This is a genomic window from Corynebacterium sp. LK10 (genome assembly GCF_008042455.1).
Lineage (GTDB): Bacteria > Actinomycetota > Actinomycetes > Mycobacteriales > Mycobacteriaceae > Corynebacterium > Corynebacterium jeikeium_D.
This window is the reverse complement of the sequence record NZ_NOVT01000014.1, coordinates 25,897-45,778: the sequence shown is the minus strand read 5'-3', so window position 1 is coordinate 45,778 and position 19,882 is coordinate 25,897. Positions and strand designations below refer to the sequence as shown.

Below are 19,882 nucleotides of genomic sequence, written 5' to 3'. Positions count from 1 at the left end.
AAGCTCGACGGGTGACGGCACAGCTGCCCCATTGGAAAGGTTAGTGGAACTGTTGAGTAACTCCGCGAAAGACGTCGATAATCAAGAAGCCTCCGCAGGTTTGGTCGATGCGGATCTGCGTTCGGTGATAGATACCGTGTTTGGAGGGAATGCCGATCGAGCATACCGCTACCACTCATGGTTGGCTGAGGAGGCTACAGTCCGAGGTTTGATTGGGCCACGTGAAACTCCAAAGCTGTGGGATCGGCACATTATCAATTCTGCGGTAGTTGGAGAAGCGATAGGCAAAGGGCTTGTAGTTGCGGACATTGGTTCGGGGGCAGGCTTGCCCGGGATTCCGCTTGCTCTTGCACGACCAGATTTGAAGGTGGTTCTTGTAGAACCATTGCTGCGCCGTACGACTTTCTTGAACGAAGTTGTGGAAGATCTCGAGCTGGACAATGTGACCGTGGTTCGCGGCCGCGCTGAGGAGAAAGTGGTTCGCGCTGAGGTTGGCCAAGTAGATGTCGTCACTTCTCGCGCTGTTGCCCCTCTTGGGAAATTGGCGGGCTGGTCGCTTCCTTTAGTTAAATCCGGAGGCGCGATGGTTGCACTGAAGGGTGGAACTGCGCAAGAGGAGATTGATCGGGACGCAAAGCTTATTGCCAAGGCGAAGGGAACTAATCCCCGCGTTGTAGAGGTTGGCGGTTCCGTGTTGGGAACTTCGACGTACGCCGTGATTATTCAGAAGAAGTAGGTTGTAAGTCCCCCTCCCCTACTCCACTGCCGGTTCGCTTGTGTTTTGGTTTCGACATTGAGGCGCGTAGTGCCGTCGGGCTAGAGTGGGATAAGTATCGCGGTATGGCAAAGTCCTACCGGCCAAGGTGGATGTTTCACGTGAAACATTTCCACAATCGTCGGCGTCTAACGCTTGTTGGGGCTTGATGATTACGCTTTTGCAGATAGTTACTAAGTTTTTATTCGCACTCCAGTGGCCATGATTGGTGATTGCTGTGCTTGTAAGGGGAATAGTTAATGAGCCGGAAGTCCTGGCAAGACACACCCATCGCTGCGGCAGCTCAACGGGCAGCGCAAGTTAAGGCCCCGAACCGTTTATCGCTTCCACGCCCCGAACGCCCGCGCCGTATTACTATCGCCAACCAGAAGGGTGGCGTGGGCAAGACCACTTCGGCAGTCAACATCGCGTCGGCGCTCGCGCGGCATGGTCTCAAGGTGCTAGTCATCGATAATGACCCGCAGGGAAATGCTTCTACGGCCCTGGGGATTGAGCATGTTTCCGGGACCCCGTCGACGTATGAGCTTCTAATTGGCGAACTACAGATTGACGATGTCATCCAGCGTTCCCCTGAATCTGAGAATCTCTTTTGTGTGCCAGCGACGTTGGACTTGGCGGGCTCCGAGATTGAGCTGGTCTCGCTCCTGAACCGTGAGCGCCGACTTCTCGATGCAGTGTCAGATCAGTACCTGATTGACAACGGCTTTGACTTTCTCATTATTGACTGCCCTCCTTCGCTCGGTCTGTTGACTCTGAATTCGATGACTGCCGCCAACGAGGTTTTGATTCCGATTCAGTGTGAGTTTTACGCCTTGGAGGGTGTGACTCAGCTGATGAATAACGTGCAGATGATTCGTCAGCATCTCAATCCGGAGCTACATATTTCTGCTGTGCTGCTCACTATGTTCGATGGCCGCACCAAGCTTTCGGAAGAAGTTGCCAATGAGGTTCGTAACTACTTCGGTGAGGTTGTGCTACGTAATCTCATCCCTCGATCCGTGAAGGTATCGGAGGCGCCGGGATATTCGCAGACCGTAATTTCCTACGATCCAGGGTCTCGGGGCGCAGTTGCTTATCTTGACGCCGCGAAGGAATTGGCAACGCGTGGCGACTATTCCGCAGTTCCGGGTGGAAGTGCGATTGGGCAAAAACCAGCTTCCTCCCCTACCCCGTCCAATTCCACTGAGACAAATTAAAGCCACTAGGAGTAGTAACCGATGTCGAATCAAAAAAAGGATCACCGCAAGGGAGGGCTCGGTCGCGGTATCGCCGCGCTGATCCCAACTGCTCCGGCGGCTAACCCCTCGGTAGGTGAGAGTGCCGCGGATATTATCTTCGGTCCCCGCCGTACCCAGGGGACGAAGCAGGCCGGAAGTAGCGGAGTTGCCGACGTACTGGGAACAGCCGCGACGGGATCCGGCACCTCGTTGACTGAAGGGAAAAACGCCGGAAAATCTGCAAAATCCGGCCAGAGCAAGCCTCATACCGACGAGGCGCAGAAACGTCACAGTGACGATAAGGCTATTGGTAAGTCTAGCGATGTTTCACGTGAAACATTGCCCTCGGCGACGTCGGGAGTAGTGGACCATAGCAGCGCGGAGCCGACCGATATTGACGCTTCGGCCGCAAACGAGTTTGGCGCGACCTATCGCGAGATCGACTTGAAGCTGATCACGCCGAACCCGAAGCAGCCACGAGAGGTCTTCGATGAGGAGCCCCTGAATGAGCTCGCTCACTCTATTCGTGAGTTCGGTTTATTGCAGCCGATTATCGTACGACCAATCTCTGAGGATAGTCGTGCGGCCGCACTCGAGGCAGCGCGCAAGGAAGATCCGAACGCGCCGCAACCCGAGTTTGAAATCATCATGGGTGAACGGCGCTGGCGTGCTTCTCAGCGAGCTGGGGTCGACACGATTCCCGCCATCGTTCGCGATACTCCAAACCAGGACATGCTTCGCGATGCCCTACTAGAGAACATCCATCGCGTTCAGCTGAACCCACTCGAAGAGGCCGCTGCGTACCAGCAGCTACTCGAAGAGTTTGGTGTAACTCAGGCAGAGCTGGCGGATCGAATCGGTCGCTCGCGGCCCGTTATTACCAACATGATTCGACTCTTGCAGTTGCCGGTGGAGGTACAGCGACGAGTAGCGGTCGGTGTTCTGTCGGCTGGTCACGCACGTGCCTTGCTTGGAGTTAAGGCAGGTAAGGAAGAACAGCAGCGCCTCGCCGAGCGAATTGTTGCTGAAGGACTATCCGTCCGTGCGACCGAAGAAGCAGTGACATTACTCAATGCCGGCGAGCGACCGAAAAAGCAGCACCGCGAGCCCACTCCGCAGCCGGAGGTCCTTCACAATTGGGCTGACCGCCTGTCCAATTCTTTTGATACGAAGGTGACTGCCCAGATGGGCAAGCGTAAGGGCAAAATCGTTATCGAATTCGGCAACCTCGAGGACTTTGATCGCATCATGTCACTGATGCATCTCGACGAAGAGTAAACCCGGTTACTGTGACTGAAGTATTCATCGAGAAAATTTCGCTGGCCGACATCGAAGGAATCTATCCAGAGACGATGTTAAGCCTGTTTTGGGAACAGGGCATGGAGCATATCCGTACAGCAACTGCCCTACCCCAGTTCTCGACTGAGCCGCGCGAACCTAATTTGGACCCCAGCACGCCAGAAGAGGATGAAGCGCTCAACGGTGATTTAAAGCATTCGGACGGCCAACCCCCTACTCGGCCAGGCGGAGCTAGTGAAAGCCTCTTAAATGGCGATTTAAGCCCTGATTTAGCCGCCCAGGTGCGCTTGGAGAAGGAAGCATGGCTCAATACCGTCTACCTTTCCTGGGGACCGTGCGGATATTCACTACGACGAAAGCCACCGGCATCACTTATCGATGGGAAACTTGAGACCGTCGGCACGCTGCTCTTTGCTCCGCCACGCTTCTGCCCGACGACATTTTCCATGCCTTCCGGACCAATATCGCCGGATGCGATTGCGCTGACGAGTCTGCATTACAACGCTTTAGAGGTTGACGATGACATGCTCCGCGTGCTCATTGTGACCGCTCTGCACAAGCTCGCGCTGCGCGGGATTTCAGCGGTAGAAGCGTTTGGTTGCAGTGGCACGGCGGATTCTATGTCGGGACCCACGCCGTCATCGCCAACGCCTGACGACGGTACGGAGAACCTAATCGCTGATTTCGAAGCGCAACTCGAAGAAAAGCTAAATCCTAAGCCGTGTATTTCAGATTCGTTGGCGGCGATTAACCATAACGCCGGTGATTTGATTCGTACGCGAACCCTTCTTGACTCCGGGTTTCGGGTGGTCACTCCACATCCGATTCATCCGAAACTCCGTATCGAGTTGGATGCGGAATTGGATTGGGACGAAGAAATCGGCCATGCGTTGGATCTAAGTGCGAAAGAACCCTTTATGCGCTCAAAGCTGTTCAGTCTTTAGCGCCGGGTTTGATTGATCAGCCGTGTTTAGGCTTTTTCCTCTTCAATCAGCTGCGCAAAGCTGTAAGCGCCGGTCATTGGCTGCTGCTCTTCATCGCCCAGGTACAGACGCTTTACAGCGACAACGATAGATTCGGCAATTACGTCACGCTGATCTGGGGAAGAAAGAATTGCGACGTCATCCTCGTTGGTCAGGTAACCAACGGCGACTTCCACCGTGGGCATCCTGGTCAGACGGAGGAGATCCCAGGTACGGGCGTGCGAGCGGCAGTCTACCAGGCTCGTACGGGCAACAATCTCTCGCTGGATAAGGCCAGAGAGCTGTTCGCCCAGAATGGAGTTGGAGCCCTTCATCGAGCCAAAGTAAAAAGTCGCAATACCACTGGCGCGGTTGTTGTGATAGTGGTCGGCCTGCAGGGAGATGAAGACGTCAGCGCCAAATGCGTTGGCCATCTCAGCGCGATCCTCGATGGACGGATTGTCGGTACGAGGACGAGACAGAATAGTCTCTGCACCTGCCGCGACAAGGCGACCCTCGATGCGAGAGGCCAAATCCCAAAGAATCTCTTCTTCAGAAATCTGACCGTAAGGGCCGTCGACCACAATGCCGGGCTCCCCTGCCCCAAGACCTGGATCAATGACAATGCGCTTTCCAGAGAGCTTCGGCCCCATCGTGCGCAGTATTTCCTTCTCGTGGAAGGCGTTTACAGAGCCACCAGTAACCCTCCTGCCCAAGTAGCTGAGCGCCCGGAGAGTAACGGGACCACAGATACCGTCGGGCTCCAGCCCGTAATTGAGCTGGTATTCACGTACAGAGGCATCGGTCTTCGGGCCAAAGTGGCCGTCTACTCGGGCATCGTGGAAGCCGAGTTCCTGCAAGGTAGCTTGGAGAACGCCTACGTCCTCACCGGTCATTTGTGACAGTGGATCGTAGGACAGTACGCGGGTGCCCAGAGTGTACGAGGCTTCTCGCAGTAGGCGCAGGGTGCTGTCGCGGATGATCCCGTCGGCATAGACACCGCGGGACTGTTGGAACGCCAGGAGAGCGTTGCGCATATCCTCATCAAAGAGGTCATCGTCACCAGACCACTGAGGCGAGTTCTCCTCCGCGGCTGAGCCCTCCCAATTGGGCAGAAGCCCAAGACGAGCCAGGGTAGAACGTACCTCGGCTACACGAGGTGACCTATCGCCCACCTTCAGAAACTCTGGCACGAAAACTCCCTTCCGAACTCCACAATTATGTTTAGGCCGTTGTGGGTCCTCACAACACTTAATCAGTATTACTGGCCAGTGAGCTAAACGAAACTTCAGTTAAGAAATCTCGCGCACTCTCAGAGGATATGGTCAGCAATACCTCTCAAGTTGGCGGCAACCTGGTTCCTTCACGGTATTAAGGAAGACGTAAACCGCCATTTCCAGCAAGATTACCAGGTCGCAGGCGCGAATTGATTGTTACGAGGGCGCGTCGGCTAGCCCGACGGCAGAACCCCAGGACTAACTCTAAATCACAACCACAACTTCAGTCACATCATAATGGGGTGTGTCCAACGAAGGTGGCAATAGCGAAGTGGCGGGTGGGCAGTCGTAACCAGGTATCGGATAAGGAGCAACCCCAAGTTCTTTTAAAGGTGCTTTTCGATGAGCGACGTGATTTCGCCCTTCGGGCGGACTCCGCGAATCTCTTCGACCTTCTTGCCGTCCTTGAATAGGAGCAGGCTTGGGATGGACATGATCTGGAACATGCCAGCCAGTGCACGCTCCTCATCAACGTTGACCTTGGCGATGACGGCCTTGCCATCGAGCTCGGTCGCAACCTCGTCCAAAACGGGAGCAATCTTCTTACACGGGCCACACCACTCTGCCCAGAAATCAACAAGCACCGGCTTATCGGATTCGAGGACATCGGACTTAAAGGTGTTGGCGGTGACGGTTACCGGAGCCATGAAATTCTTCTCCTTAGAATGAGCTCGTTTGAGTTCTTAGTGGTTTTGTTTTGTGGTCTTGATTCTAATTTTTCAACCTAGCTTCTTCAGCCTCGCGTACGGATTTGGCGCTCAAGGCGTCAAAAATTAGGGCTTCCGGTGGTGCGAGTGAAGTACTAAATTGTTAATTAATGGTGTTCTTGAGAACGCTGCAAGTGCTCGATGAGTACGGGGCGTACCGGGCTATAACACGTCCTGCTGCGCCCTGATTGAGCTACAGCTAACAACAATTGGGCTTACCGGCTATCGGATATTCCCCATAGTTGGATATCTGCAATCGTAGGGCTTATCCAACAATTGCGATACCCCAACTATTAGGTGTTTATCCAGCTAGTGCGACTGCCCTGCTGTCAGCTACCGAGCAACAGTTTCCAAGTAGTGCTCAGCATCCAGCGCAGCCTTGCAGCCAGAACCAGCGGCGGTAATTGCCTGCTGGTAATGGGAGTCAACAACATCGCCCGCTGCAAAGACGCCCTTGAGGGAGGTCTGGGTGCTCGGAGCGGCTACCTGAATGTAGCCATTCTCATCGCAATCCAGCTGATTGCGAACCATCTGCGAACGTGGCTCGTGGCCAATTGCTACGAACATGGCAGTCACATCCAGGACGGACTTCTCACCAGTGACGGTGTCTTCCAGCTCGAGACCGGTAACTGAACCCTTGTCCTCACCAAGAACCTGGGACACAACCTTGTTCGTCGCAAAGCGAATCTTGTCATTGTTCTGCGCGCGCTCGACCATGATCTTCGACGCCCGGAACTCATCGCGGCGATGGACAATCGTCACCGAGCGGGCGAACTTGGTAAGGAAGGTTGCCTCTTCCATTGCGGAGTCACCGCCGCCGATGACGGCGATATCGTGGTCGCGGAAGAAGAAACCATCACAGGTGGCACAGGCGCTGACGCCATGACCAAGCAGCGCCTGCTCGCCCGGAGCGCCGACATAACGCGGGGCGGCACCGGTTGCCAGGATGACAGCGTGAGCCTTGTGCTCTTCTTCACCAACCCAGACAGACTTGATATCGCCGGTGAGATCCATGCGATCGACAATCTCCATGCGCAGGTCAGCGCCGAAGCGCTCTGCCTGTGCGCGCATCTGATCCATCAGCTCTGGTCCCATGATGCCCTCGGAGAAACCTGGGTAGTTCTCCACATCGGTAGTCGTCATAAGCAGACCGCCAAACTCGATGCCCTCGAACACCACAGGCTTCAGGTCGGCACGGGCTGCGTAGGTGGCAGCCGTGTAACCGGCGGGACCGGAACCGACGATGATCAGGTCGTGAACGATATCGCTCATGAAGACTCCTATAATTTTTATCTCTCACATCACATGGCGCACAGTGATGCTCAGTAGTAAGCAAATTTTTCAGCTCCGGGAAAGAAATTACCGGAACCAGCCACCTCAACCAACGTGAGGTTAGCCATCTCTATTCCCCCAGCCTCTCCCCTGCTCCGCAGTTGTTAGGTCACCTGCACTTCTTCCAATTGTCGCCGAAGCGTACGACGCGCCCGCGCCCGCCGAGACTTCAACGTCCCGCTCGGCTGCCCAATACTGCGAGAAGTCTCCTGCAGCGAATAGCCAAAGATGTCCAAGTACAACAGGGCATCCCGTTGATCCGTTGGCAGCTGCTCCAATGCGGCGGCCATAGTCACACGTAGCGGAACATCCGGGCAGGGAATCGGCTGTGAACTCATAAACGTCTCAAAATCCTCCTCCTTATCGCAGAGAGGGATCTCCCCGAAACGACCGCGGTTGTGGTCAATACACGCATTCTTCACGATGCACGTCAGCCACGTCGCCACCGTCGAACGCCCGCGAAAACTCGCAGCCCCCGCAATTGCCCGCGCCAACCCCTCCTGCACCCCATCCAAGGGATCGAAATCATCCCGACGATAACGCCGCGCCATAGCTACCAACTGCGGGTAATAACGCTGTGCCAACACCGCGAACGCGCGACGATCTCCCGCCAGGTGCGCCTTCAACAATTCACGATCGATCTCGTCTGCCGTTGCATGCTTTCGCATACCGACGACGCCACAATCCCCCAGTCGCCGACCCGCGTGGGCCTTACGGTGACTGCCCCCAATTCGATTTCTTCCCCCAAAGTTCATGGCTCCTATGCAAACACGAAACCCGCGCTCTCCGCTTGGCAAAACTGCCGTGGAGACCGCGGGCTGTGGATGAATTTCAAAACGTCCCAGTAGCTGTGGATAACTTGGGACAACTTGAACTGTTGCCACCTAAGGCAAGCTCAGAGCGTTATTCCGTACCACGCACCTGAATGTCGCCAATAGCAACTGGCAGCAACGAATCCGGAGATTGCTCAGCCAGATTGCGGTCGCCGACAAGTGGGTTGTCCGCATCGGAATTCTGCGACTCAGCATCTGTATCAGCATCTGTATCAGCATCTGTATCAGCGTCAGTGTCTGAGTCGCTGTCGGCTACCGCTTCCGCAGCCGTCGGCAAGCCGGAGATCCAGACAACAAGGTTCTTCCACTCAGTGTCGCGGCTATCGATTTCGATGGTCGTCGTACCTGAGGTGGCAGTAGCGCTTCCGAGAACCGTTGTGTCATCCAAGTTCGTCGAGTCGGCATCTCGTAGGCCGCGAACTTCAATGTGTGCGCCCGGGGTCGCCGCGACCTTAAGCTCTCGAATGGTTGCCGGTTCATCGAGAGTGACCCGAATACCGACACCAGGTTTGAAGTCCTCTGGGCGATTGCCGAACTGGCTGAGGTAAGTCGAAGTTACCCAAAAGCTTTCCTCGTCACTATCGATGGTCAGCTCAGCCATGTCCGGATTGTCTGGACCGGCTGCCGGGTTGTCGCTGTCGGCCTGCCACTCGTTAGCGTCGGCAAGCGAAAGCGTCGTGATCGGAGCCGGGCCGCGTCGTACGGACTCGGAGTTAATCGGTGCGTCCGAGGAACGGTTAACCAGACCAAAGATGCCCGCGGCGACAAGTGCACCGACAATGACTACACCGACAACGACTGCGCCGGTGCTGAATGCGCGGGTGCGATTCTTGGTGTGGCGAGCGTTTGATTGGGCTACACCGTCGGCATCGACGGATTCGCGCGCACCGGTGTCGGGGTCGATTGCGAGAAACTCCGAAGAGTCGGGGCCGAGCGCTGCAGTGCGCAAATCCTCCGCGAGTGTGCGAGCTGGCGACTCCTGTTGGTTGAAGTTCTCCGGGCGAACCTGCTTCGCGCGGTCGATGGCAGCAGAAATATCGGAGGGGATATTTGGCACGTTGTAGAACAGCTCGTCGATGACAGAAAGCAACGCGTTGTAGTCCGAACGTTGCGAGCTATCGGGCAAAACGACGGGGAAAGCGTCGTAGATGTGGCCGTCGCTGCTGATGCGCAATTGCCCAGGCTTGTTTGTCAGGCCAAGGCAACGTCCAGATTCGTGGGCGTCGGCGATTGTCTCGGCAAGTGATGCTACTGCGAGTGCCAGGGCATCCGGGTGGGCGGCCTGATCGAACCGCTCAATACCGATACTGCTGGTCCAGTCGGCGACGATGAGCACCTCGGTGCGTGTCTTCGCCACGCTATGAATGCGGGACATCCCGGTGCCGGCCAGGTCACGCAGCTCGTTGGTCGTCGTGGCAATCTTCTGGGCAGCAACCGATGGCGAAGTGTCGTAGTACGGCAGTGCAATCGTGTCGACGAAGACAAGTGCGACATCTGAGTTGTCGGGATCTCCCATATCCATGGCGCGCCACAGGCGCAGACCTGGGGAGGTCGCGACTTCAGAACGCAGACGGAAACGACCACCTGAGACCATCTCGCCGGGTACATAGCGGGTCGGGCGAGAACCCTGCGTCGGCATCGGCGGCAACAGCGGCGAAGCGGTGAAGCCCTCGTTTGCCAGACCCGTGGCCTCGCCAATCAGGTTCGACGGGGCAATCGAGAAAGCATCAGCGGCGAAGCCACGTTCGCGCTCCATATCCTCACGGTCGGCGACGGCATTGTCGGCTGCATGAGGCTGCGGAGCAAAGCGACGTAGACCCGGAATGCGGCCGAGGAAGCCACCCAGAACGCGGACCTCTTCCAATGGAGCCTGAGCGAGCACCAGGCCGGTACCGATGAGGAAGACCACGCCGGTGACGATGGTCTGCAGTAGCACACCGAAGGAACCGAAGAAATCGAACAGCACAAGGTCGGTCAATGCGAATGCGCCCCAAGCAACGGCGACACCGACAAGCGACGCCCCCAGTGCCCACAGCACGGTGTGGACGGTCGCCTTACTGTCCAAGTGTCCGAGAGTGCGGCGCAAGAGCAAGAAGCCAATTATTGCGCCGGCGACGAAACCGAAACCGTTGGCGGCACCGAGCAACACGACGACGGTCTCATCGTCAGAAGCCAGACGAGGAGCGAAGAACGACAGAATCACCTTGACGGTGGTAATGCCGAGGATGATGAAAGTCGGGGTCCAGGCCTCTTCACGGGCGTAGAAAACACGCAAGTGCAAAAGCACAATGGCGTATGGAATAAGCGAGAACGCCGAGAAGGACAGCGTCCAGCCGAGAATCTCTGCGGTTTCGCGGGGGAACTCCAGATACGCGAAAAGACCGACGGCGATGGGGCGGCCGAATGCGGTGAAGAAGGCAACGATCGGCACCAGCGCAATCATGGTCAGGCGGGTACCGATGGACAGATCTCGGACCACTGCCCCATCGTTGCCGTCGGCTGCATTGCGGGACAGTCGCGGCATGATGGCGGTCAGCAAGGTAACGCCGATGATGCCGTAGGGCACCTGCAACAGCAGCCAAGCCTGCTGGTAAATCGTCGGCGCTGCCTTGGAGGCAGTCGAGGCAATATTGGTGGTGATGAAGTAACCAGCCTGGGAAATTGCCACGTAGGTGATAATCGCGACACCCATGCCGGTGAACTGTTTGATGCGGTCGTCGATACCCCACAGCGGACGCAAATCAATGCCCGCGCGCTTGAGGTAGGGAATCATGATGGCTGCCTGAATGACGACACCCAGGGTGGTACCAAGACCCAAAAGCAGGATGTGCGGATCGGAGAGTGAACCGTCCGAATCCGGACTCAACTGGCCGGGCAGGAACAGATATAGCAAGAGCGTGGCAATGGCCACGACGTTGTTAGCGACAGGTGCCCACGCACCGGGTTTAAAGATTCCCTTGGTGTTTAGCACCGCCATGAGCAGCGCAAATATGCCGTAGAAGATAATCTGCGGCAATAGTAAGAACGCAAATGACGTTGCCAGCGGAACGTTGACCTTACCGGCCTCGTTAAGGCTCAATCTGGTCAACAGTGGCGCACCTATCACCGCCAGCACCGTCACCACTGCCAACAGCGTCATAGAGACAGTCAAGAGACGTCTAATGAAGGCGGCACCGTGATCTGGATCCTCCTTCTCCGCGCGCACCAACACTGGCACCACCAGAGAAGTCAGCACTGCGCCGAGGACGATTTCCGTAATCAGGTTCGGCAGTGTGTTGGCGACGTTGAAGGCTGAAGCCACAGCCGGACCCAGCGTCGCGCCGATGAGCAGGTTTCGCAAAAAACCCGTAATGCGCGAAATCAGGGTAGCGATTGCCATCGAGCCCGTGGAGGCGACGATGTCCGAGTTCGACTGTCCCTGATTTGCGTCCGCCGTCGAGCCTGCGGAGGAATCGCTGGAAGCGGTTGCTGTCGCAGTTGCCGCCTTTGCTGGCGATGGTGATGCCGATTCCGTCATCGCGTCAGCGGCGGTATCGGCATTTGCCTTATGGCCGGATACGCGAGTTAGGTCCGGGGCCGCTTCGGCCGGCTGAGATTCAGCCGTTGGCCGCGCCGCCGGAACTGGGGCCGGTGGCGCGGGGCGACGAATGCGGCCTCGAAGTCCAGATTTATGCGCGTCTGAGTCAGTCACATGTCCTATTGTTGCTTAAAAGGGGGTCTATTTCCGAAAGTACTGAGACCGTTTTGCGGCAAAAAACCCACCAACAGTGACGATGACGAGGGTCACGATAGCCAAAACCCCAACCGAAGCGCCCGATTGCACGGAAATACTCACTGATCGAGAAATCGGCGTGCCGCCAGGTGATTCGAGCCACAGCAACAGGTTGTGGGAGTTGTCTCCACTATCCCGTGGCCGGTCTCCCTCTGGAGCATTGGTCGCCGGAGTGGATTCTGCATCATCACCCGACTTCGGAGTGAACTGAACAGTCACCGACCCCTTGGCGGGGATGGCGGCCTCATACTTCTCCTCCAACACCGAATCTCCAGCGCCGACGCGCACGAACGCGGGAACCGGCAGCGGCAGGCCATTACGAGCCAGCACCGCAATCGGCGACAGCTGCGTTGCGCGGGTGTAGACACCGCCGGGAGCTACCAACGTCACCGAATTGCGCAGGCGTCGATTCATAATCAGTGCCTGGTCGCTGAGTTCTTCGCTCCGCCGCTGCACGTCAGTTGACTGCAGCTGATTTCGCCGGCCGAGAGTTGTAAACGAGCGCAGCAAGTCGTGCCGCAGGGGACGGGTGAATTCATACCGCGTCAGCGCGACATTGGGATCGTTGGACATGATTGTGGTCAGGTCGGTGATCTCGCGGGAGGCCGTCTGAGCCTTCTCCACGAGCGTCTCACTCACTGGCGCGGGATCGGCAAGCTTGTCAATTGGAGTAACCGAGCCCGCATCCAGGTCGTGAGCTGAAGCGGTGATGGAGTCCATCAGCGGAGTCAGCTCAGCCAGGTTATCGTCCACGGCTTTCCTGACCGCAGCCATGAAATCTTCAGCGTCGCTAGCGCGTGGATCCCAACCGGACGGCGGTGCTGCCACCACAGCCGCGCGAGGGTCATCCGAATCAGTCAATGATTGGAACAGAGTGCCAATCGCTGTCTGCATCCGTGCAGCTTCGGAGTCGATTCGGAAATCGTAGCGTCCGAGCAGATTCGAATACGCCACAGTCTGGGGAGACCGTCCTGTTGCAGCCAGAGAGGTTGTCAGTGCCCCAGGGAGGGCGAAGGCGCGGCTACCGTCGGCAAGCACGCCACTATGGCCGGGGCGCAGTGTCTGACCATCGGCGGTGAAGGCGGTGTTGTCTGCGACTAACACGGTGGTGTCGTGCGCGGCTTCGGGTGGAGTGGGCGACGGTGGCATCGTCTCGCCGGTATCTACGCGGTTTTCGAATGCGCGCTCCGGGGTGGTCCCGTTCAGGGCCGTGGCCGCCGAGTACAGCGGGGCGCTTTCCGACGTCACGTATCCCTCGGCCGGCAAATAGAGGCCCGGCAGTGCCTGAACGTCCAAATGCTTGGCGATAGTCTGCCGACCAGCGGCGAGTGCCTCCATCGAAAGCTCGTGATCCCCCACGCGAGCCACGGCGCTGGCATCGGTGCCGCCCCACGGCAGTGACAGTGTGCAGGTGTCCTGTGTGAGATCGTGCAGCCGATTGAGCCAGGCGGCAGCATTGTCACTGGCGGGCATATGCGTGAGATTGGTGTCATCCGCGTTTCCCCAGGAATCCCGCAGTCGCGGAGAGGACTCCACAGGACTTGGGCGGCTGGTGCCAATCCAGTAGTCGCGGGTCATCCTGGAGATTGCGTCGAGGGTCTCCGGGTCGATGGCGATGCAGGTTGATTCCCGCAACCTCTGCCCATCCGGGCCGGCAAAGCCCTTTTCCAACGAGGTGAGCAAACCGTCGAGGCGGCCACCGCGTTCGAGAGACTCGGCCAAAGAATTGTCGGTGAGGATGAGATTCGGCGACGAGGGTGCGTCACCGGTCTCACCGCCGACCAGTGGCACTGGCTGGCTGATGGGCCAAATCAGCGAAAACGGCACTGGGTCGCGGCGGGTGGGCGCATCGGAATTGTCGGTCTCATCGTTGTCGTTCTGATCACCGGCAGGCGGTTCCGGCTCATCACCTTCCGCTTGCGGATCCGTCACCGGAAGCAGTGCGCGTGTTTCCGCCAGCAGGCGGTCGATGTCATCTGCCGGTTGCCCGTTAGCATTGATGAGCAGCGGAAACGTGCCGGCTTCCGTGATGTCGAGTCCTTCTGGAGCCGGTGCGGAGATAGGAACACTTAGCGTAACCTCACGCTTCTCCCCCGCTTTCAGCTCGATGGGGGCACTGAAGGTCCCAGCCACATCAAACACCGATTCAGGCTCAGCGAGAATCGTCCGCGCATCTGCAGAGGAAGCCAGTGCGCCGGCCCGCTGTGGGCGCAGCGCAACATTGCTGATATCCGCATCGGAGGTGTTGTGCACCTGCACCTTGATGGTCAGCGTCGAATGTAGAGCCGCGACATGCGGAGTGAAGCTGGTTATCGAAAGCCGAAGGGGGCCCTGTTCACCGACACGATTGGTGCCACTGCCCCACAACTGCTCATCTTGCGCAAAAGCTGGGGGCGCAACGGTCGTCGGCAAGCACAGTATGAGCGCTGCGGAAGCGGCCGTGACTTTACGAACAACATTTCTTGGCAACTGCAACCTGAACATGCGCAATCACCTCGGCGTCTGCCGGCCTGCTCGCTTTTCCGCGCGGGCGAGATCGGGCAGCAGATTGTGCGCGCGCCGGGCCAGTTTGCGTTCGTCAGCGTAGGCCAACCGTTCCACCAGGGTGTCTACAGGAACCCACATGACCTGGGTGACCTCGGGGTCTTCGTCGTTCAAATCGCCATCGACGTAGCGCAGAAGGTGATGGTGCACGGTCTTGTGAATCCGCGTGCCATCGGAGACAAACCAGTAGTCAATCACACCGAGCTCTTCGATGACCTCGCCGCGAATGCCCGTTTCTTCCCACACCTCACGTTCGGCGGTGGAATCGAAAGCTTCGCCGGGTTCGACATGGCCCTTAGGCATCGACCACAGCAGGCGCCCGCGACGATCGTGCCGACCAATCAGCGCGACATAAATCCGTGACAGGTTGACTTTGCCGCCATCGCCGACAGCCTCAGCAAGCCCCGAGACGACCAGTCCGCCCGCCGAAGTCTCAATCGAGGTCTGCATCGGCGCTGCATTTTGCGCGCGCGACGAGTGCGCACGGCGATTGTTTGTGCGCTTCGTCTGTGCGTGACGACGGCGATTGTTCCTATCCTGACCGTTCTTACGGCCACCGCGGTTGTTCGACTGCTTCGAGGGTCGTGCCGACTTCGGTGATTTGGAAGATTTCTTGGCGCCACCGGAGTTTGGCTTGGCCTTTTGGGGGCCATTGGCACCGGAGCCACTACGTTTCGCAGAATTTCCGCTGGTAGTAGCGTTGCTAGTGTTGGTGGACGAGGAAACGCCACCCCTTCTGCGCGGTCGCCGACGACGTCGACGGCTCTTCGCCGCCGAGTTGTCATTGCGTACCACGTTGTTCATTCCACTTAGACTACCGGGTTTATAGGTATAAGCGGGTATTGTGTCGGTCGTGACACAATCGACTCCTTCAACGACAAATGGTGACCAGCCCGGGGGGACTACACCTCACGGTGCTACTCCGGCGACTGCTGACGCAGACCCACAGGTGCGCAGGACGGCAATGCTGGCAGTGGCGGATCAGGCGATCGCCAAGGAGTCGGAGATCCTCGATTCGCTGGCAGCCGCGTTTAGTGCAGCTGGCCATCGCCTGTACCTCGTGGGCGGTTCTGTGCGCGATGCTCTCTTAGGGCGACTGGGCGTGGATCTCGATTTCACCACCGACGCGCGCCCGGAGGTGACACGCGCAATCCTCGATGACTGGGCGGACATTGTCTGGGATACCGGCATTGAATTCGGCACACTCTCCGCGGAACGGCATGGCCGTCAGGTGGAGATCACCACCTTCCGCGCGGATACGTATGACCAGGTCAGCCGGAATCCGGAGGTCACTTTCGGTGACACGCTGGAGGGCGATCTAATCCGCCGTGATTTCCGCTGTAACGCCATCGCCGTGGAGCTCCACGGTGACGGCACCCGCACCTTCCTCGACCCGCTCGGAGGTTTCGAGGATCTTGTCGCGGGTGTGTTGGACACCCCGGGGGCGCCGGAGGTCAGTTTTGGCGACGACCCCCTGCGGATGCTGCGTGCCTGCCGCTTCGCATCCCAGCTGGGGTTCGACGTGGCACCGCGTGTGCTCAAAGCGCTGAAGGAAATGTCCAGCGAAATTGACCGCATCACGGTCGAGCGCATCTCCACCGAGCTGAACAAGCTCATCCTGGGTGCGGACCCAAGCCGAGGTATCGACCTGATGGTGGAATCGGGGTTGGCCGACCGCGTGCTGCCGGAGATCTCCGACATGCGCATGACGCAGGATGAACACCGCCAGCACAAGGATGTCTACCAACACTCTCTGCAGGTCATGCGGCAAGCTATTGACCAGGAAGAACCCGGTGAACCGGACCTCGTACTGCGCTGGGCGGCACTGCTGCACGACTGCGGCAAACCCGCTACCCGTGCCTACAACGAGCAGGGAAACGTCACCTTTTACCAGCACGAAGTTGTCGGCGCGAAGCTGGTGCGACGCCGCCTTCGGAAACTGAAGTTCCCGAAGAAGACCAACCACGAAATCTCGCAGTTGGTCTACCTGCACATGCGCTTCCACGGCTACGGCGAAGGCAAGTGGACGGACTCGGCGGTGCGACGTTATGTCAACGACGCCGGAGATCTGTTGGAACGACTCAACAAAATCGTGCGGGCCGACTGTACGACGAGAAACCGTCGTAAAGCAGCACGCCTCGCACGAGCCTGCGACAGCCTGGAAGCGCGAATCAAGGAGCTCGCCGAGCAGGAGGACCTCGCACGCGTCCGCCCCGACCTGGATGGCAACGAAATCATGGAAATTCTGGACCTGAAGCCCGGCAAAGAAGTCGGACAGGCCTGGAATTACCTGAAAGAGCTGCGATTGGAGTCCGGTCCGCTGGAGCGTGAAGATGCTATCTTGGCGCTGAAGAAATGGTGGTACGAGCAGTCCGGTGAGCAGGCTGAAAGCGAAAGTGAGAGCTAATGGCATCGATTAATCCGGAAAATCTCTACGGCGACCGGCTTTTTACCAGCCTCGAGCGCAACGACCCGGCTGCCGGTATGCTGCTGCTCGCAGCACCCGGCATGCTCTCGCCGGAGTTTTCCCGCTCGGTGATTTTCCTCATTGAGCACGATGAACACGGCACCCTTGGTGTCGATCTCACACAGCGTTCGCAGACGCCGGTGCACAATGTGCTCGAGCCTTGGGCGCCGCTGATGGCCAAGCCGCCGGTGCTCTACGTCGGGGGTCCGGTCAACCAGACACAGCCAATCTGCATTGGTGTGGTGCGAAATGGTGCCACCCTCCCAGAGGAGACCGACAGTATTACCGGTGCCCCGCTGATGGAACGCATCGCTCACAGGTTTGCGCTGGTCAACCTCGGTGCGGAGCCGGAGGGCGTACGCGACCGCATAGATGGCGCACGCATCTTCGCCGGTTACGCAGGCTGGGATCCGGGGCAGCTGGAAGACGAGCTCGAGCGCGGTGACTGGTACGTCGCCCCTGCCCTGCCCTCAGATGTACTCGCGCCTGCTGCCGCAGACATCTGGGGTGATTGCATGCGCCGTCAGCCCTGGCCGCTGCCACTGTATGGCACCTATCCCGTAGATGTACGTGACAACTAGATGAGTGAGCACATCAATACCGAAGGAATCAGCGCTGAAGGAAGTAGCGCCACAACCACAGCAACTGGCGACCGCAGCGACATAGCTGCCGGCATCCGGCAGACACTGCCCGTGGGCATGGGACTCATTCCGCTAGGGCTCGCATTCGGCCTGCTCATCGCACAAACTGGCTTTAGCTGGTGGTGGGCACCCATCTTCTCCTTCGTGGTCTACGCGGGGTCGATGGAGTTCCTCGCTGTCGGCCTGGTTATGGCGCATACGGGTCTGCTCGGCTGTGCTGTGACGTCCTTTATGGTCAACTTCCGCCACGTCTTCTATGGGCTGACGTTCCCACGCGACCGGATACAGTCTCGTCTCGGTCGCGCATACTCCACATACGCGCTTACCGACGAGTCGTATGCCATCGTCTCTGCGGCAAATGCGGACGAAAAGATGTCGGGCCACCGACTGCTGACGATTCAGATTCTCTGCCAGTTATTGTGGGTGGGCTCCGGTATTGTCGGGGCTCTAACCGGCGCAGCACTGCCCGAGGGTATCCGCGGTGCCGAGTTCGCACTGGTGGCGCTCTTTACGGTGCTGGCCATGGACGCGTTTGAGACTTCCAAGGATTGGTCACTGCCCCTGTCCGCTATCGTCTGCACGCTGGTGGGCTGGCTGATTAACCCGAACCAGATGCTGGTTATCGGACTGCTGATGTACTTCGGCCTGCTGCTGTTGCGCGTGTGGTCACCGCGGGTGGATCGGGTGATGCGCATGACGTCGGCAAGCAATCAGCGTGTAACGGAGGGAGAGCGAGCATGACCGCGATGCCCGATTCCGGCTATGTGCTTGCCGCGCTCTTTGCGATGGGTACGGTGACTCTTGCGCTGCGTGCGCTGCCGTTTGCATTCGTGCGCACTCTGAAGGGGGCTCCCCTGTTCGAGTTCCTCGGCACGACCATGCCGGTTGGAGTCATGGTGGCGTTGGTTGCCTATACCGTCTTCGGGCGGTTAGGACTCAGCGGCGAGAGCGGTGACCCCGGCGCTACCTGGGCCGTGCCCGTAGCGCTGGCCGTCACCGTTGGCCTGCACTGGTGGCGGCGCAACACCGTGATTTCGATTTTTGTAGGCACGGCGCTGTATATGGTCCTCGTGAACCTTGTCGCGTGAGGTGCGCTGTGTGTGGGACGGTGCCAGCGGACCAGTGGCTAGCGGCAGTGGCTAGAACTGTGCCGGTACCTGACCAGTGAAGTCCGGTAGTCCCGGAATCTGGGGCAGCTGCGGGGATTCCGGCAGATTCAGTAGTTCGCCGAGATTTGGGCTCTCGGGCAGGTTCGGGACGCCTGGGATGTCCGGCAGGCTCGGGCTGTCGGGCAGGCCAGGCAGCGATGGAGTGCCCAGCGTGCCGTCGAAGGCATTCTGGACATCGCTGGTGTGAGTTTCCTTCGTGCCGTAGGTGTTAGCAGCGACGCTGAAGTCAGGTCCAATGGATGCCGAGGCGTGAACGCTCTGGCGGTCATCGGACCAACCCCACTTTGTGCCAATAACACCCGGCAGCGTGGCGGTGCCGTAATCCTGACGGTAGCCATCCGCTGCCACAGGTGACGCGGTGCTCATAGCAACCAGCACCGGGTCAGAAGTGTTCTCACGCTTCTTGGCCTCCAGGAACTTCACAGTGTCCGCGCTGGACGTAGTTGAATTTCCCCAGTGACCTGCATCGTGGGTGTTGCTGAGGCCGTATTCACGCGCAGTGGCGTTGATGGAATCCGGGTAACGGCCATAGAGCTCACTGGCGATATTGTCATCGGAGTAGCGAATCATCTCTGTGGCCTTCGCCTTGTCCGCTTCTGTGCCATGTTTGAAGACGTAGTCCGCAATGTAGAGCTTGACAATCGAAAGCCCCGGACGAGCCTCATTTTCGTTCGCCGTACCGTAGTGCGTGCCACTTGGGGTGTGGGTAAAGCTGATCTGGGTTCGCCCCGGAGCATCAATAGTGCCCTGCGGAGTCAGTTTTGGCTGCGGAGCCGCAGCGACGTTTCCAGCTGCCAGCGGAAGGCTGGTGACAGCGATGACACCGGTAAGACCCATGCGAATCGCGCGGGAAGGCCGTGGAGTAAGACGATGACGAGCGTTCATAA

16 protein-coding genes are annotated in these 19,882 nt (G+C 58.3%); 8 read left to right on the top strand and 8 right to left on the bottom strand.

Annotated elements, in window-relative coordinates:
* The first annotated feature begins 100 nt into the window (after positions 1–100).
* The 4 genes from rsmG (at position 101) to CHU70_RS04370 (ending at position 4,235) form a co-directional block, all read left to right on the top strand.
* On the top strand, positions 101–736 hold the full coding sequence (gene rsmG / locus CHU70_RS04385; RefSeq protein WP_231367212.1) for a 16S rRNA (guanine(527)-N(7))-methyltransferase RsmG: 636 nt from the start codon (positions 101–103) through the stop codon (positions 734–736).
* Between the two features lie 278 nt (positions 737–1,014).
* Positions 1,015–1,971, top strand: coding sequence for a ParA family protein (locus tag CHU70_RS04380; RefSeq protein ID WP_016421734.1), 957 nt, complete (start codon positions 1,015–1,017; stop codon positions 1,969–1,971).
* A gap of 21 nt (positions 1,972–1,992) precedes the next feature.
* The gene (locus CHU70_RS04375; RefSeq protein ID WP_147719300.1) at positions 1,993–3,270 is read left to right on the top strand and encodes a ParB/RepB/Spo0J family partition protein; all 1,278 of its coding nucleotides are present in this window, start codon (positions 1,993–1,995) and stop codon (positions 3,268–3,270) included.
* An 11-nt stretch (positions 3,271–3,281) separates the two neighbouring features.
* Positions 3,282–4,235, top strand: a complete 954-nt coding sequence (locus CHU70_RS04370) for a hypothetical protein (protein ID WP_147719301.1) — start codon at positions 3,282–3,284, stop codon at positions 4,233–4,235.
* 26 nt (positions 4,236–4,261) lie between these two features.
* On the opposite strand, the gene CHU70_RS04365 is transcribed toward CHU70_RS04370, so the two are convergent.
* The 7 genes from CHU70_RS04365 to CHU70_RS04335 form a co-directional block, all read right to left on the bottom strand.
* Complete coding sequence (locus tag CHU70_RS04365; protein WP_048733139.1) at positions 4,262–5,446, bottom strand: N-acetylmuramoyl-L-alanine amidase; 1,185 nt, start codon at positions 5,444–5,446, stop codon at positions 4,262–4,264.
* Positions 5,447–5,856: 410 nt separating this feature from the next.
* Positions 5,857–6,177 (bottom strand): thioredoxin, encoded by a 321-nt coding sequence (trxA, locus tag CHU70_RS04360; protein ID WP_016421730.1) that lies wholly within the window; start codon positions 6,175–6,177, stop codon positions 5,857–5,859.
* Positions 6,178–6,570: 393 nt separating this feature from the next.
* Positions 6,571–7,509, bottom strand: coding sequence for a thioredoxin-disulfide reductase (gene trxB, locus CHU70_RS04355; RefSeq protein WP_005511625.1), 939 nt, complete (start codon positions 7,507–7,509; stop codon positions 6,571–6,573).
* A gap of 164 nt (positions 7,510–7,673) precedes the next feature.
* A complete protein-coding gene (locus CHU70_RS04350; protein WP_070566084.1) occupies positions 7,674–8,237 on the bottom strand; it encodes a sigma-70 family RNA polymerase sigma factor in 564 nt (187 codons plus the stop codon).
* Positions 8,238–8,472: 235 nt separating this feature from the next.
* Positions 8,473–12,093, bottom strand: a complete 3,621-nt coding sequence (locus CHU70_RS04345) for a murein biosynthesis integral membrane protein MurJ (RefSeq protein ID WP_147739776.1) — start codon at positions 12,091–12,093, stop codon at positions 8,473–8,475.
* 27 nt (positions 12,094–12,120) lie between these two features.
* Positions 12,121–14,658: a hypothetical protein gene (locus CHU70_RS04340; RefSeq protein WP_147719302.1), complete on the bottom strand. Its 2,538-nt coding sequence runs from the start codon at positions 14,656–14,658 to the stop codon at positions 12,121–12,123.
* Between the two features lie 6 nt (positions 14,659–14,664).
* Positions 14,665–15,522: an NUDIX hydrolase gene (locus tag CHU70_RS04335; RefSeq protein ID WP_172620226.1), complete on the bottom strand. Its 858-nt coding sequence runs from the start codon at positions 15,520–15,522 to the stop codon at positions 14,665–14,667.
* Positions 15,523–15,682: 160 nt separating this feature from the next.
* Between CHU70_RS04335 and CHU70_RS04330 the strand changes: the two genes are divergently transcribed.
* The 4 genes from CHU70_RS04330 (at position 15,683) to CHU70_RS04315 (ending at position 18,914) form a co-directional block, all read left to right on the top strand.
* Entirely contained in the window at positions 15,683–17,125 is a 1,443-nt protein-coding gene (locus tag CHU70_RS04330) for a CCA tRNA nucleotidyltransferase (RefSeq protein WP_016421726.1), read from the top strand.
* Positions 17,125–17,766 carry a YqgE/AlgH family protein gene (locus tag CHU70_RS04325; RefSeq protein WP_016421725.1) on the top strand — a complete coding sequence of 214 codons (642 nt, stop codon included), beginning with the start codon at positions 17,125–17,127 and terminating at the stop codon, positions 17,764–17,766. The genes CHU70_RS04330 and CHU70_RS04325 overlap by 1 nt, the downstream gene beginning before the upstream one ends.
* A gap of 117 nt (positions 17,767–17,883) precedes the next feature.
* Positions 17,884–18,567, top strand: coding sequence for an AzlC family ABC transporter permease (locus tag CHU70_RS04320; protein WP_048733174.1), 684 nt, complete (start codon positions 17,884–17,886; stop codon positions 18,565–18,567).
* Positions 18,564–18,914 carry a branched-chain amino acid transporter permease gene (locus tag CHU70_RS04315; RefSeq protein ID WP_147719304.1) on the top strand — a complete coding sequence of 117 codons (351 nt, stop codon included), beginning with the start codon at positions 18,564–18,566 and terminating at the stop codon, positions 18,912–18,914. The genes CHU70_RS04320 and CHU70_RS04315 overlap by 4 nt, the downstream gene beginning before the upstream one ends.
* 51 nt (positions 18,915–18,965) lie before the next feature.
* Here the strand turns inward: CHU70_RS04315 and CHU70_RS11365 are convergent, their stop codons facing one another.
* A complete protein-coding gene (locus tag CHU70_RS11365) occupies positions 18,966–19,880 on the bottom strand; it encodes a hypothetical protein (protein ID WP_370449635.1) in 915 nt (304 codons plus the stop codon).
* Between the last annotated feature and the right edge of the window lie 2 nt (positions 19,881–19,882).